Origin of the sequence: Streptomyces sp. NPDC001852 (genome assembly GCF_042891825.1) — a bacterium.
Lineage (GTDB): Bacteria > Actinomycetota > Actinomycetes > Streptomycetales > Streptomycetaceae > Streptomyces.
Map to the genome: position 1 here is coordinate 15,115 of NZ_JBIATN010000027.1, position 13,870 is coordinate 28,984.

At 71.9% G+C, this 13,870-nt stretch carries 10 protein-coding genes; 7 read left to right on the top strand and 3 right to left on the bottom strand.

Going from position 1 to position 13,870, the window contains the following annotated elements; translation table 11 throughout:
• Nucleotides 1-26 precede the first annotated feature (26 nt).
• From tkt to ACFYZB_RS35145, 7 genes are read left to right on the top strand one after another with little or no spacing between them, the layout of a single operon-like run.
• The gene (gene tkt / locus ACFYZB_RS35115; RefSeq protein ID WP_388765398.1) at nt 27-2,102 is read left to right on the top strand and encodes a transketolase; all 2,076 of its coding nucleotides are present in this window, start codon (nt 27-29) and stop codon (nt 2,100-2,102) included.
• A 31-nt stretch (nt 2,103-2,133) separates the two neighbouring features.
• On the top strand, nt 2,134-3,279 hold the full coding sequence (tal, locus tag ACFYZB_RS35120; protein ID WP_388765400.1) for a transaldolase: 1,146 nt from the start codon (nt 2,134-2,136) through the stop codon (nt 3,277-3,279).
• Nucleotides 3,276-4,898: a glucose-6-phosphate dehydrogenase gene (gene zwf, locus ACFYZB_RS35125; RefSeq protein WP_388765403.1), complete on the top strand. Its 1,623-nt coding sequence runs from the start codon at nt 3,276-3,278 to the stop codon at nt 4,896-4,898. The genes tal and zwf overlap by 4 nt, the downstream gene beginning before the upstream one ends.
• Nucleotides 4,895-5,821, top strand: a complete 927-nt coding sequence (gene opcA, locus ACFYZB_RS35130; protein WP_351212405.1) for a glucose-6-phosphate dehydrogenase assembly protein OpcA — start codon at nt 4,895-4,897, stop codon at nt 5,819-5,821. Before zwf ends, opcA begins: the two co-directional genes overlap by 4 nt.
• 1 nt (nt 5,822) lies before the next feature.
• Nucleotides 5,823-7,484 carry a glucose-6-phosphate isomerase gene (gene pgi, locus ACFYZB_RS35135; protein WP_388765405.1) on the top strand — a complete coding sequence of 554 codons (1,662 nt, stop codon included), beginning with the start codon at nt 5,823-5,825 and terminating at the stop codon, nt 7,482-7,484.
• A gap of 2 nt (nt 7,485-7,486) precedes the next feature.
• Nucleotides 7,487-8,365 carry a phosphogluconate dehydrogenase (NAD(+)-dependent, decarboxylating) gene (gnd, locus tag ACFYZB_RS35140; protein ID WP_388765407.1) on the top strand — a complete coding sequence of 293 codons (879 nt, stop codon included), beginning with the start codon at nt 7,487-7,489 and terminating at the stop codon, nt 8,363-8,365.
• Nucleotides 8,366-8,371: 6 nt separating this feature from the next.
• Entirely contained in the window at nt 8,372-8,959 is a 588-nt protein-coding gene (locus ACFYZB_RS35145; RefSeq protein ID WP_351214203.1) for a histidine phosphatase family protein, read from the top strand.
• A 23-nt stretch (nt 8,960-8,982) separates the two neighbouring features.
• Here ACFYZB_RS35145 and ACFYZB_RS35150 read toward each other — a convergent pair whose 3' ends face one another.
• The 3 genes from ACFYZB_RS35150 to ACFYZB_RS35160 form a co-directional block, all read right to left on the bottom strand.
• The gene (locus tag ACFYZB_RS35150; protein WP_388765409.1) at nt 8,983-10,899 is read right to left on the bottom strand and encodes an ArnT family glycosyltransferase; all 1,917 of its coding nucleotides are present in this window, start codon (nt 10,897-10,899) and stop codon (nt 8,983-8,985) included.
• A 171-nt stretch (nt 10,900-11,070) separates the two neighbouring features.
• Complete coding sequence (locus tag ACFYZB_RS35155) at nt 11,071-12,867, bottom strand: bifunctional sugar phosphate isomerase/epimerase/4-hydroxyphenylpyruvate dioxygenase family protein (RefSeq protein ID WP_388765554.1); 1,797 nt, start codon at nt 12,865-12,867, stop codon at nt 11,071-11,073.
• Nucleotides 12,868-12,881: 14 nt separating this feature from the next.
• Nucleotides 12,882-13,775 (bottom strand): shikimate dehydrogenase, encoded by an 894-nt coding sequence (locus tag ACFYZB_RS35160; RefSeq protein ID WP_388765411.1) that lies wholly within the window; start codon nt 13,773-13,775, stop codon nt 12,882-12,884.
• Between the last annotated feature and the right edge of the window lie 95 nt (nt 13,776-13,870).

The window sequence follows — 13,870 nt, forward strand, 5'->3', positions numbered from 1 at the left end:
CCGCACTGAACGAGGACTTCTTGAAGATGACCACGCAGACTTCCGACGGCTTCGAGTGGACCGACCTCGATCGGCGTGCCGTGGACACCGCCCGTCTGCTGGCGGCCGACGCGGTCCAGAAGGTGGGGAACGGCCACCCGGGCACGGCGATGAGCCTGGCACCTGCGGCGTACACGATCTTTCAGAAGGTGATGCGTCACGATCCCGCCGACCCCGAGTGGACCGGCCGGGACCGTTTCGTCCTCTCCCCCGGTCACACCTCGCTGACCCTGTACACGCAGCTGTTCCTGGCCGGGTACGAGCTGGAGCTGGACGACCTGAAGGCGTTCCGCACGCACGGCTCCAGGACTCCGGGCCACCCCGAGTACGGCCATACCGCCGGCGTAGAGACCACCACCGGCCCCCTCGGCCAGGGCGTCGCCAACGCGGTCGGCATGGCGATGGCGGCCCGCTACGAGCGCGGCCTGTTCGACCCGGAGGCCCCCGCGGGCACCTCCCCCTTCGACCACACCGTCTGGGCGATCGTCTCCGACGGCGACCTGGAGGAGGGCGTCTCCGCCGAGGCCTCGTCCCTGGCCGGCCACCAGAAGCTCGGCAACCTGGTCTTCCTCTACGACGACAACCACATCTCCATCGAAGGCGACACCGCCACCGCGTTCTCCGAGGACGTGCTGAAGCGGTACGAGGCCTACGGCTGGCACACCCGGCGCGTCGAGCCCACCGCCGACGGCGACATCGACGTCCCCGCCCTGTACGCGGCGCTGAGGGCCGCGCAGGCCGAGACCGAGCGGCCCTCGATCATCGCGATGCGCACCATCATCGCCTGGCCCGCCCCGAACGCGCGGAACACCGAGGCCTCCCACGGCTCGGCGCTCGGCGAGGACGAGATCGCCGCGACCAAGCGCGTCCTCGGCTTCGACCCGGAGCAGACCTTCCAGGTCGAGGACGCGGTCCTGAAGCACACCCGGCGGGCCCTGGACCGGGGCGCCGAGGCGCACTCGGCCTGGGACAAGCGGATCGCCGAGTGGCGCACCGCGCAGCCGGAGCGCGCCGCGCTGTTCGACCGTGTCAGCAAGGGCGAGCTGCCCGAGGGCTGGGAGCAGAAGGTCCCGGTCTTCGAAGAGGGCAAGTCGGTCGCCACCCGCGCCGCCTCCGGCAAGGTGCTGCAGGCGCTCGGCCCGGTGATCCCCGAGCTGTGGGGCGGCTCCGCCGACCTCGCCGGCTCCAACAACACCACCATCGACAAGACCAGCTCCTTCCTGCCGAAGGGCAACCCGCTGCCCGAGGCCGACCCCTACGGCCGTACCGTCCACTTCGGCATCCGCGAGTTCTCCATGGCCGCGGAGATGAACGGCATCGCCCTGCACGGCAACACCCGCATCTACGGCGGCACCTTCCTGGTGTTCTCCGACTACATGCGCAACGCGGTGCGCATGTCGGCTCTGATGCAGCTGCCGGTGACGTACGTCTGGACGCACGACTCCATCGGCCTCGGCGAGGACGGCCCCACCCACCAGCCGGTCGAGCACCTGGCCTCGCTGCGCGCCATCCCCGGCCTGAACGTCGTCCGCCCGGCGGACGCCAACGAGACCGCGATCGCCTGGACCGAGATCCTGAAGAGGCACGCCACGAACCCCGCCCCGCACGGGCTCGCGCTCACCCGCCAGGGCGTGCCGGTGTACGCGCCGAACGAGGACGCGGCCAAGGGCGGCTATGTGCTGCGCGAGTCCTCGACCGAGGTCCCGGAGGTGATCATCATCGCGACGGGTTCCGAGGTGCAGCTGGCCGTGGCCGCGCGTGAGCAGCTGGAGGCCGAGGGCATCGGCACGCGCGTGGTGTCGATGCCGTCCGTGGAGTGGTTCGAGGAGCAGCCGCGCGCGTACCGCGAGCGGGTGCTGCCGCCGGCCGTGAAGGCCCGGGTCGCCGTCGAGGCCGGGATCGGGCTCACCTGGTACCGGTACGTGGGCGACGCGGGACGCATCGTCTCCCTGGAGCATTTCGGCGCCTCCGCCGACGCGAAGACCCTGTTCGCCGAGTTCGGCTTCACCCCCGAGAACGTCGCCGCGGCGGCCCGCGAGTCGCTCGCCGCCGCGCGCGCCTGACACCGACGCCCGATACCGACCCGAAAGAAGAATGATCACTGTGACCGAAGCAATCGCGACCCCGGGAGCCCTCAAGCGCCTCGCCGACGAGGGCGTGTCGATCTGGCTCGACGACCTGTCGCGCAAGCGGATCACCTCGGGCAGCCTCGCCGAGCTGGTGGCGAGCGGGAGCGCCGTCGGTGTCACGACGAACCCCTCGATCTTCCAGGCCGCCATCGGCTCCGGCGAGGGCTACGAGGAGCAGCTCACCGACCTCGCCGTACGCGATGTGACGGTGGACGAGGCGGTGCGGATGATGACGACCGCCGACGTGCGCGACGCCGCCGACATCCTGCGCGAGGTGTACGACGCCACCGCCGGCCGTGACGGCCGGGTCTCCATCGAGGTCGACCCGCGCCTGGCGCACGACACGGCGGCGACCGTCGCCGAGGCCAAGCAGCTCTTCTGGCTGGTCGACCGCCCCAACGTGATGATCAAGATCCCGGCGACCAGGGCGGGCCTGCCGGCCATCACCGAGGTCATCGGGCTGGGCATCAGCGTCAACGTGACCCTGATCTTCTCCCTGGAGCGCTACCGCGAGGTCATGGCCGCCTATCTGGCCGGCCTGGAGAAGGCCCGCGAGCGCGGCCTCGACCTTTCCACCATCCACTCGGTGGCGTCCTTCTTCGTCTCCCGCGTGGACTCCGAGATCGACAAGCGGCTGACCGCCCTCGGCACCGAGGAGGCGCTCGCCCTCAAGGGCCGCGCGGCCCTCGCCAACGCCCGGCTCGCCTACGAGGCCTACGAGGAGGTCTTCGGCTCCGAGCGCTGGGTCGCCCTCGCCGGGGACAAGGCCAACAAGCAGCGTCCGCTGTGGGCGTCCACCGGCGTGAAGGACCCCGCGTACAAGGACACACTGTATGTGGACGAGCTGGTCGCGCCGGGCACCGTCAACACCATGCCCGAGGCCACCCTGAACGCCGTCGCCGACCACGGCGAGATCACCGGCGACACGGTGACCGGCGGCTATGTGCAGGCCCACGCCGACCTGGATGCCGTGGAGCGGCTCGGCATCTCCTACGACGAGGTCGTCCAGCAGCTGGAGGACGAGGGCGTCGCCAAGTTCGATGCGGCCTGGCAGGAGCTGCTGGACGCGGTGGCGAAGTCCCTGAAGAGCAAGGGAGTTGACGCCCGATGACCGAGAACGCCCCCGCCGCCGAGGCGCCCGCGGCTCACGCGCCCGCACCCCAGGCGCCCGCACCCGAGGCGGTGCAGGTCCCGGTGGCCCCGGCCGCCGACTGGGCGAACCCGCTGCGGGACACCCGCGACCGCCGGCTCCCCCGGATCGCGGGCCCGTCCGGGCTGGTCATCTTCGGTGTGACCGGTGACCTGTCCCGCAAGAAGCTGATGCCGGCGGTGTACGACCTCGCCAACCGCGGTCTGCTGCCGCCGGGCTTCTCCCTCGTCGGCTTCGCCCGCCGCGAGTGGGAGGACCAGGACTTCGCACAGGTCGTGCACGACTCCGTGAAGGAGCACGCCCGCACCCCGTTCCGCGAGGAGGTGTGGCAGCAGCTGGCCGAGGGCATGCGGTTCATCCCGGGCGACTTCGACGACGACACCGCGTTCAAGCAGCTGAAGGACGCCGTCGAGGAGCTGGACTCCTCCCGCGGCACCGGCGGCAACTTCGCGTTCTACCTCTCGGTGCCGCCGAAGTTCTTCCCGAAGGTCGTGCAGCAGCTGAAGAAGCACGGCCTGGCGAGCCCGGCCAAGGGCTCCTGGCGGCGCGCGGTCATCGAGAAGCCGTTCGGCCACGACCTGGCCAGCGCCCGCGAGCTGAACGCGATCGTGCACGACGTGTTCGAACCGGACCAGGTGTTCCGCATCGACCACTACCTCGGCAAGGAGACGGTCCAGAACATCCTGGCGCTGCGCTTCGCCAACCAGATGTACGAGCCGATCTGGAACCGCAGTTACGTCGACCACATCCAGATCACGATGGCGGAGGACATCGGCATCGGCGGCCGGGCCGGCTACTACGACGGCATCGGCGCCGCCCGTGACGTCATCCAGAACCACCTGCTCCAGCTCATGGCACTGACCGCCATGGAGGAGCCGATCGCGTTCGACGCGGAGGCGCTGCTCACCGAGAAGCTGAAGGTGCTGAAGTCGGTGCGGCTGCCGGAGGACCTCGGCAGGCACACCGTGCGGGCACAGTACGCGGGCGGCTGGCAGGGCGGCGAGAAGGTGGTCGGCTACCTCCAGGAGGAGGGCATCGACCCCAAGTCGAAGACCGACACCTTCGCCGCGATCAAGCTGGGCATCGACAACCGCCGCTGGGCGGGCGTCCCCTTCTACCTGCGCACCGGCAAGCGGCTGGGGCGCCGGGTCACCGAGATCGCGGTGGTCTTCAAGCGGGCCCCGCACTCCCCCTTCGACTCCACCGCGACCGAGGAACTCGGGCAGAACGCGATCGTGATCCGCGTCCAGCCCGACGAGGGCATGACCGTGCGGTTCGGCTCCAAGGTGCCGGGCACCTCGATGGAGATCCGGGACGTGTCGATGGACTTCGCCTACGGCGAGTCGTTCACCGAGTCCAGCCCGGAGGCGTACGAGCGGCTCATCCTGGACGTGCTGCTGGGCGACGCGAATTTGTTCCCCCGTCACCAGGAAGTGGAAGAGTCCTGGAAGATCCTCGACCCGATCGAGGAGTACTGGGCGGCGCACGGCAGGCCGGCGCAGTACGCGTCGGGCAGCTGGGGACCGAGTGAAGCGGACGAGATGCTCGCACGAGACGGACGGAGCTGGCGCAGGCCATGAAGATCGACCTGACCGACACCACGGCAAGCAAGATCAACAAGGCGCTGGTGCAGGGTCGCCGCGCCATCGGCACCCCGGCCGTGGGCATGGTCCTGACGATGGTCATCGTCACGGACGAGGAGAACGCCTACGACTCGATCAAGGCCGCCGAGGACGCCTCGCACGAGCACCCCATGCGGACCCTGGTCGTCATCAAGCGGCATGTGCGCACCCTGCGCGACCGCACGCACTCCCGGCTCGACGCCGAGGTCCGGGTCGGCTCCGAGGCCGGCACCGGCGAGACGGTCGTGCTGCGCACCTACGGCGAGGTGTCCGACCACGCCGACTCGGTCGTCCTGCCCCTGCTGCTGCCGGATGCGCCCGTGGTCGTGTGGTGGCCGGTGGACGCGCCCGACACCCCGTCCGAGGACCCGCTCGGCGCGCTCGCGCAGCGCCGGATCACCGACCTGTACGCGGCTCTGCGGCCGATGGAGGTCCTGGAGACCCGCGCCCGCAACTACGCACCCGGCGACACCGACCTCGCCTGGACCCGGCTCACCCTGTGGCGGTCCATGCTGGCCGCCGCCCTGGACCAGGCCCGCGTGCCGATCACGTCGGCGGCCGTCGAGGCCGAGGCGGACAACCCCAGCGCCGAGCTGCTGGCCCGCTGGCTTGAGGCCCGACTGCAGGTGAGCGTGGAGCGGGTGGTCACCGCCGGTCCGGTCGTCACCGCCGTACGGCTGGGCACCCAGAACGGCGAGGTGCGCATCGACCGCCCCGAGGGCCCCCTGGCCACGCTGAGCCTGCCGGGCCAGCCGCCGCGCACTCTGGCCCTGAAGGTCCGCCCCACCTCCGAGCTCATCGCCGAGGAGCTGCGCCGCCTCGACGCCGACGAGATGTACGCCATCGCCCTCAGGGGCGAGGCCGCCAAGGAGAACGCCTGAGATGGCAGAGTCCGAGATCGTGAAGCTCACCAACCGGCCCGAGTGGACGGCCCTCGCCGACCACCGCGCCCAGGGGCAGCCGCACCTGCGCGAGCTGTTCGCGGCGGACCCCGGCCGCGCCGAGCGGTACGTCGTACGGGTCGGCGACCTGTACATCGACTACAGCAAGCACCTGATCACCGACGAGACCCTGGCCCTGCTCCAGGAACTCGCCACCGCCACCGGCGTGTTCGGCCTGCGTGACGCCATGTTCCGCGGTGAGAGGATCAACGTCACCGAGCAGCGGGCCGTGCTGCACACCGCGCTGCGCGCCGCACCCGACCAGGTGATCGAGGTCGACGGCGAGAACGTCGTCCCGAAGGTGCACGCGGTGCTGGACAAGATGGCCGCCTTCGCCGAGCGCATCCGCTCCGGCGAGTGGACCGGCCACACCGGCAGGCGGATCCGGAACGTCGTCAACATCGGCATCGGCGGCTCCGACCTCGGCCCCGCGATGGCCTACGAGGTGCTCCGCCCGTACACGGCTCGGGAGTTGGCCTTCCGGTTCGTGTCGAACGTCGACGGCGCCGACCTGCACGAGGCGACCCGTGACCTGGACCCGGCCGAGACCCTGTTCATCGTCGCCTCCAAGACGTTCACCACGATCGAGACGATCACCAACGCGACCTCCGCGCGTTCCTGGCTGCTGAAGGCGTTCGACGGCGACGAGAAGGCCGTCGCCCGGCACTTCGTGGCGCTGTCCACGAACGCCGAGAAGGTCACCGGGTTCGGCATCGACCCGGACAACATGTTCGAGTTCTGGGACTGGGTCGGCGGCCGCTACTCGTACGACTCCGCGATCGGCCTGTCCCTGATGATCGCCATCGGACCCGACCGGTTCCGGGAGATGCTCGACGGCTTCCGACTGATGGACGACCACTTCCGCACCGCTCCCGCCGAGGCCAACGCGCCTCTGCTCCTGGGCCTGCTGGGCATCTGGTACGGCAACTTCCACGACGCCCAGTCGCACGCGGTGCTGCCCTACAGCCACTACCTGTCGAAGTTCACCGCCTATCTGCAGCAGCTGGACATGGAGTCCAACGGCAAGTCGGTGCAGCGGGACGGCCGGCCGGTGGAGTGGCAGACCGGGCCGGTCGTGTGGGGCACGCCGGGCACCAACGGCCAGCACGCCTACTACCAGTTGATCCACCAGGGCACCAAGCTCATCCCGGCGGACTTCATCGGCTTCGCCGAACCGGTCGGCGAGCTCAGCGGTGAACTCAAGGCACAGCACGACCTGTTGATGGCCAACTTCTTCGCCCAGACCCAGGCCCTCGCCTTCGGCAAGAGCGCCGAGGAGGTCCGCGCGGAGGGCGTGCCCGAGGAGCAGGTCACCCACCGCACCTTCCGCGGCGACCACCCCACCACCACGATCCTCGCCGGCTCGCTCACCCCGTCCGTCCTCGGCCAGCTGATCGCCCTCTACGAGCACAAGGTGTTCGTGCAGGGCGCGGTGTGGAACATCGACTCCTTCGACCAGTGGGGCGTGGAACTCGGCAAGGTCCTCGCCAAGCGCGTCGAGCCCGCCCTGACCGAGGGCGCTCGGGTCCCCGGTCTCGACCCGTCCACCACGGCCCTCGTCGCCGCCTACCGCACCCTCAAGAACGCTCAGGAAGTGAACTGATCATGCAGCTCGGTCTCATCGGTCTCGGCAAGATGGGCGGCAACATGCGCGAGCGGATCCGCCGCGCCGGCCACACCGTCATCGGCTACGACCGCAACCCCGAGGTCTCCGACGTCAAGTCCCTCGCCGAACTGGTCGAGAAGCTGGACGCGCCCCGCCACGTGTGGGTGATGGTCCCGGCCGGCACCGCCACGCAGACCGTCGTCGACGAGCTCGGCGACCTGCTCGAGCCCGGCGACACGGTGATCGACGGCGGCAACTCCCGCTGGACGGACGACGAGAAGCACGCCGCCGCCCTCGGCATCAAGGGCATCGGCTTCGTCGACGCCGGCGTCTCCGGCGGTGTGTGGGGCCTGCAGAACGGCTACGCGCTCATGGTCGGCGGCGACAAGGAGCACGTGGAGCCGCTCGAGCCGATCTTCGACGCGCTCAAGCCGGAGGGCCCGTACGGCTACGTCCACGCGGGCCGGGTCGGCGCCGGGCACTTCTCCAAGATGGTCCACAACGGCATCGAGTACGCCATGATGCAGGCCTACGCCGAGGGCTGGGAGCTCCTTGAGAAGGTGCACTCGGTGGAGAACGTCCGCGAGGTGTTCCGCTCCTGGCAGGAGGGCACCGTCATCCGCTCCTGGCTCCTGGACCTCGCGGTCAACGCCCTGGACGAGGACGAGCACCTGCAGAAGCTGCGCGGCTACGCGGAGGACTCCGGCGAGGGCCGCTGGACGGTGGAGGCCGCGATCGACAACGCCGTGCCGCTCCCGGCGATCACCGCCTCTCTCTTCGCCCGGTTCGCCTCCCGGCAGGACGACTCGCCGCAGATGAAGATGATCGCGGCGCTGCGCAACCAGTTCGGCGGCCACGCGGTCGAGAAGAAGGACTGACCCGCCATGGGGGACCTCCTGCTGGTCCGCCACGGTGAGACGGAATGGAGCAGGTCGGGACAGCACACCAGCTGGACCGACCTGCCCCTGACCGGGGACGGCGAGCAACAGGCCAAGTCCCTCGCCCCGCTGCTCACCGGCCGGACCTACGCCCTGGCGCTGGCGAGCCCGCTGGACCGCGCGCTGCGCACCGCCGAACTGGCGGGCCTCGTCGGGGTCGAGCCGGACCCCGGTCTGCACGAGTGGGACTACGGCGGCTACGAGGGCGTCACCACCGTCGACATCCACCGCACCCGCCCCGACTGGGACCTGTGGACCGACGGCGTGCCGCCCGGCCCCGAGGGGCATCCCGGCGAGTCACCGGAGGAGGTCGGGGCCCGCGCCGACCGGGTGCTGGGCCGGGTCGGGACGGCTCTGGCCGAGGGGGACGTGGTCCTCGTCGCCCACGCCCACTTCCTGCGCGTGCTCACCGCCCGCCGGCTGGGCCTGCCGCCCGCCGACGGCCGGCTGTTCCAGCTGGCCACGGGCACGGTCAGCCGGCTGTCCACCGAGCACGGACGGCCCGTGATCGCCGAGTGGAACAGACGCGCCTGACGGCCCGTCGGCCGCGGCCCGGTTCACCCCTGGTGGCCCGGGCCGCAGTCGTACAGCCGGTGGGACCGGTCGCCGGAGTGATACGCGGCCGGCGGGACGAGCGCGCAGTGGGCGGCCGTCCAGCGCACGAGCCCACCGACGAGCGTGCCGTCCCGATGCCCGGCCAGGACGTCGTCCCGGGACAGGACGACGTAGCGCAGCCGGCCGGAGTCGATCAGCCGGTGGAAGCGTGCGGACGAGGGGTACGGGACCCGTCCGGTGAAGCCGCCCATGGGCATGACGTGCGCGTTCGCCGAGATGACGTAGGGCGCGGCGGACCACCAACCGGGGATCGCGGCCACGTACTCGGCGCTGCCGCGGTGGGCGGTGAGGTAGGCGAGCAAGTGCTGCTGGGCGGGGCTCAGTCGGGCGAGCGGGTTGCCCGAGCGGTGGCTGCTGGGGCCGACACGGCCCAGCGAGCCGGGCTGGTTGTAGCGCGGTGACAGCGCCGACGCCGACCATGCGGCGGGCACCAGCAGGGCCGCGGCCAGTCCCACGGCCAGACCGGCGGTGACCATGCGCGGGCGGCGCCGGACCGCGGTCAGGGCCAGGCCGGCCACCGCGAGGATGGCGGCGGCCGGGGCCGACCAGGACAGGAAGCGTGGGTACCACAGGGTCAGCGTCACGCACCAGGCGGCGTTCCCGGCGAGCGCCACCGGCAGCACCCAGGCCCGCCGGCCGCCCCTCAGGGCCGCCCGCCAGGCCTGTACGACACCGGCGGCGGCGAACGCGGCGAGCGCCACCGCGACCACGCCCATGTAGTAGGTGTGCCCGGTCACGCTGCCGAAGCTGAAGACGAGGAAGAACGTCGCCAGCCACACGCCCCACAGCACCTGGCCCGCGAGCACGCGGTCCGTACGCGCGGCGCGCCGCCGCCACAGTGCCACCGCGCCGCCCACGAGCCCGAGGGCCGCCAGCGGGTACAGCCACCCCGTCTGGGTGGCGAGCCCGGGGCTGAACATCTTCCACACGCTGTCGCCCATGCCGGGCCCCGTCCCGGCCACCCGCAGACTCTCGTTGGGCGCGACGCTGCCGGTGCCGGCCGCGTCGATGCCGACCCCGTGGAAGCGGGTCAGGAAGTTGTAGCCGACGACCAGACCGAAGGCCGAGTTGTCCGTGGTGCCGTCGAGATACGGCCGGGCGGAGCCCGGGGTGAGGGTGGCCACCACCATCCACGACACCGACACCGCGAAGGTCACCGTGGCGGCGATGGCGACATCGCGCAGTCGGCGGCCGAGGCTCCGGGGAGCGGCGACCAGGTAGGTGGCGGCCAGCGCGGGGAGCACCGCCCAGGCCTCCAGCATCTTGCACTGGAAGGCCACGCCCACCCAGAACCCGGCGAGCAGCAGGGGGACGAGCCTGCCTCGCTCGGTCGCCCGCCAGACGGCCTCGGCGGCCAGGAGCAGCAACAGGACGAACGGCGCGTCCTCGGTGACGGACCGGCCGAGGCCGACGGTCACCGGGGTGAGGGCCAGGAAGGCGGCCGCCAGCAGCCCGGCGGGCACGCCCGCCCAGCGGCGCACCAGCACGTGGAGCACGACCACCGAGGCCACGCCCTCGACCGCCTGCGGCAGCACCAGCGCCCATGGGTGGAACCCGAAGACCAGCGCCGACAGGGCCTGCGGCCACAGGAAGCCGGGCAGCTTGTCGATGGTGAGGGTGTTGCCCGGGTCGAAGGAGCCGTAGAAGAACGCCACCGGGTTGTCCGTCATGCTGCGCACCGCGGCGGCGTAGAACCCGTGGTACGAGCTGTGGCCCAGGCCCCACAGGGACAGCAGCGCGGCGAGCGCGGCTATGGCCGCCAGCACCGGACCCTCGTACCGGCTGGTGCGCGGGCGGGCTGAGGCGACGCGCGGCGGCACGCCGTCCCGGACGACCGACTGGGTGGGGGTGGTCAGCATGTACGGCCTTTCGGGCTCCCGGAAACCGAGTGATCCGGGCGCAGCGCGCATACCGGATCTCGCGGGAGTATCCGTCGCCCGAGATGTACGGAGCCTGAACCGGAGCTGAACCCGGCGGAGGTCTCACCGGCCTCTCACTCCTGCGGCAAGTCCGGTAAGAAGCGGGTCGGTTCAGCGCAAGGGCCGTCCCGCGTGCTGGGCCGCGAGCCGGACCGGGGCGTTCGCGGCGCCGTAGCCCTGGTGGCCGGGGTCGCGCTGGACGAGTTCGAAGAAGACCCGGCCGACGGTCTCGGTGTAGCAGTGCCGGAAGGCGCCGCCCGCGTCCCGGTCGTAGAGGATGCCGAGGTCCCGGTACGTCTCCAGCTCGCCGTCGGCGAAGTCGTACCGGGCGGCGAGGTCGTCGTAGTAGTTGGCCGGCACCGGCAGCAGCCGGCCGCCCGCGGCGCGGAAGGCGCGGGCCGCGGCCACGACGTCCTCCGTGGCCAGCGCGATGTGCGCCGCGTGCACGGTGTCGTCGGTGGGTGCCGCGCCGACGCCGAGGGCGATACGGACGCTGCCGTCGGCGGTGGTGACGGCGCGGCTGCGCATCAGGCCGTAGGGGTCCGCGAGGTCGACGCTCTCCTGGGCGGTGAGGCCGAGGACGCTGCGGTGGAAGAGCGTGGCCTCGTCGAAGTGGTGCCAGGGCTGGGTGAGGGCCAGGTGGTCGATGCGGGTGGCGGAGGACGCCGGGGTGTCCGGCAGGTCGATGAAGTCCGCCCGCCAGCCGGGGAGTTCGGGGTCGCCGGTGGCGCAGAGGAACAGTTCCGTGCCGTCGGGCGCCGCGACGGCGTCGAGCGGGGCGTCTCCGGGTGCGCGGTGACGGGGCAGGACGGGGGCGAGCAGGGCTTCGGCGCGGCGGGCGGCAGCGGCGGGGTCCGGGGACTCGAGGCCGATCGCGGCGAGCCGGGTGCCGTCGCGGCGGGCGGTGGCGGCGGTGTTGACCAGCACACGGGCCTCACCGCACTGCCACAGGTCGACGGGCTTGCCGCGGTGCCGGGCGGCGCGGGTGAAGCCGAGCGCGGTCAGCAGCGCGGTGACGGGTTCGGCGTCGGGGGTGAGCAGTTCGGCGAAGGCGACCCCGGTGGGCACGACGGGCGGCGGCAGCTCGGCGGCGCCGACGGCTTCCTTCAGGAGCAGCAGGGAGCGGTGGGCGTCGACGGCGGTGGGGCCCGCGTCGGCCTGCCGGAAGACGTCGTTGAAGACCTCCAGGGACAGCGGCCCGCGGTATCCGGCGGCGAGGACGTGCCGCACCAGCCCGGCGACGTCGAAGCCGCCCTGTCCGGGGAAGCAGCGGTAGTGGCGGCTCCACTGCAGGGCGTCCATCGCGAGCAGCGGGGCGTCGGCGAGCTGCAGGAAGAAGATCTTCTCGCCGGGGATGTCCGCGATTCCCCCGAGGTCCTCCGGTTCGGAGCCGCGGGAGAGGATGTGGAAGCTGTCCAGACAGAGGCCGAGTGCCGGGTGCCCGGCGGTCTCGACGATCCGCCAGGCGTGGTCGTAGATATTCACATGCCGCCCCCAGGCGAGGGCCTCGTACGCCACGCGGATCCCGAACTCCTCCGCCAGCTCGGCAAGTCGGGCGAGCTGGCCGGCCGCCCGTGCGTCGTCGTCCACGGCGTCCGGCGACACGCTGGAGCAGACGAGGAGGGTGTCGGCGCCGAGCCGGTTCATCAGCTCGAACTTGTGCCGGGCGCGCCGCAGATTGCGCACGAAGACCTCGTCGGGCACGCCCTCGACGTCCCGCATCGGCTGGTACAGATCGATGCTCAGCCCGAGGTCGGCACAGCGCGCACGGATCTCCTCGGGAGCGAGCGGGCAGGCGAGGAGGTCGTTCTCGAAGATCTCCACCCCGGCGAACCCGGCCCGCGCCGCGGCGGCGAGCTTCTCGGTGAGGGTGCCGCTCAGGGAGACGGTGGCGATGGAGGTGTGCAGACCTGTGCCGCTCGTCATCGGGCAGCACTCCCCGAGCGCTCGACGCCCGCCAGCTCCTCGAAGTCGACGAGCATCCGCTCGCGGTCCGGCTCCCGCCCCGTGAACAACCGGAACGCGTCGGCGGCCTGGAACACCGCCATCCCGCCCCCGGCCAGGACGGCGCAGCCGCGCTCCTCGGCGACCCGCAGCAACTCCGTCCGCAGCGGCCGGTACACCACCTCCGCGACCCACAGCCCGGGATGCAACAGCCCGGCGGGCAAGGGCAGCCCGGGATGGGCTGCCATACCGGTGGGCGTGGCGTGGACGAGCCCCCCGCTTCCGTCGGCCTCGCCGAGCAGCGCGGGCAACCGATCGACTGCGGCCGCCTCCGCCCGCCCGGGCCCGAAATGCCGTACCAGCGAGTCGGCCAGCGCAGCGGCCCGCTCGGGCAGGGCGTCGACGACGGTGACCCGTCCGGCGCCCAGGGTGAGCACGGCATGGGCGACGGCCGCGCCCGCGCCGCCCGCGCCGAGCTGGACGACCCGCTCCAGCGGGGCGTCCGGCAGGCCGCGCGCGAAGGAGGCGGCGAAACCGGTCACGTCGGTGTTGTGGCCCACGGCCCGGCCGTCGTCGAAGACCACGGTGTTGACCGCGCCGAGCGCCTCGGCCCGCGGGTCGAGCGCGTCGAGGTGGTCGATGACCAGCTGCTTGCAGGGGTGGGTGATGTTCAGCCCGTCGTAGCCGAGGTCGCGGGCGGCGCGGACCAGGTCGCCGACGGCCTCCGGCGCCCGCCCGAGGACGTCGAGGTCGAGGAGCCGGTAGAGGTGGCGCAGGCCCTGCCGGTCCGCCTCCCGCTGGTGCAGGTCGGGGCTGAGCGAGGGGCCGATGCCGGCCCCGATCAGCCCGACGAGATACGCGTCCTTGGCCATGTGGCCCTCCCGAGGCGGAGCTAATGTACGAACTAGTACGTTAGCTATATCAGCCGAGGAAGCCGCGCGGAAGACCCGGGCGGCCACCGGGGTCC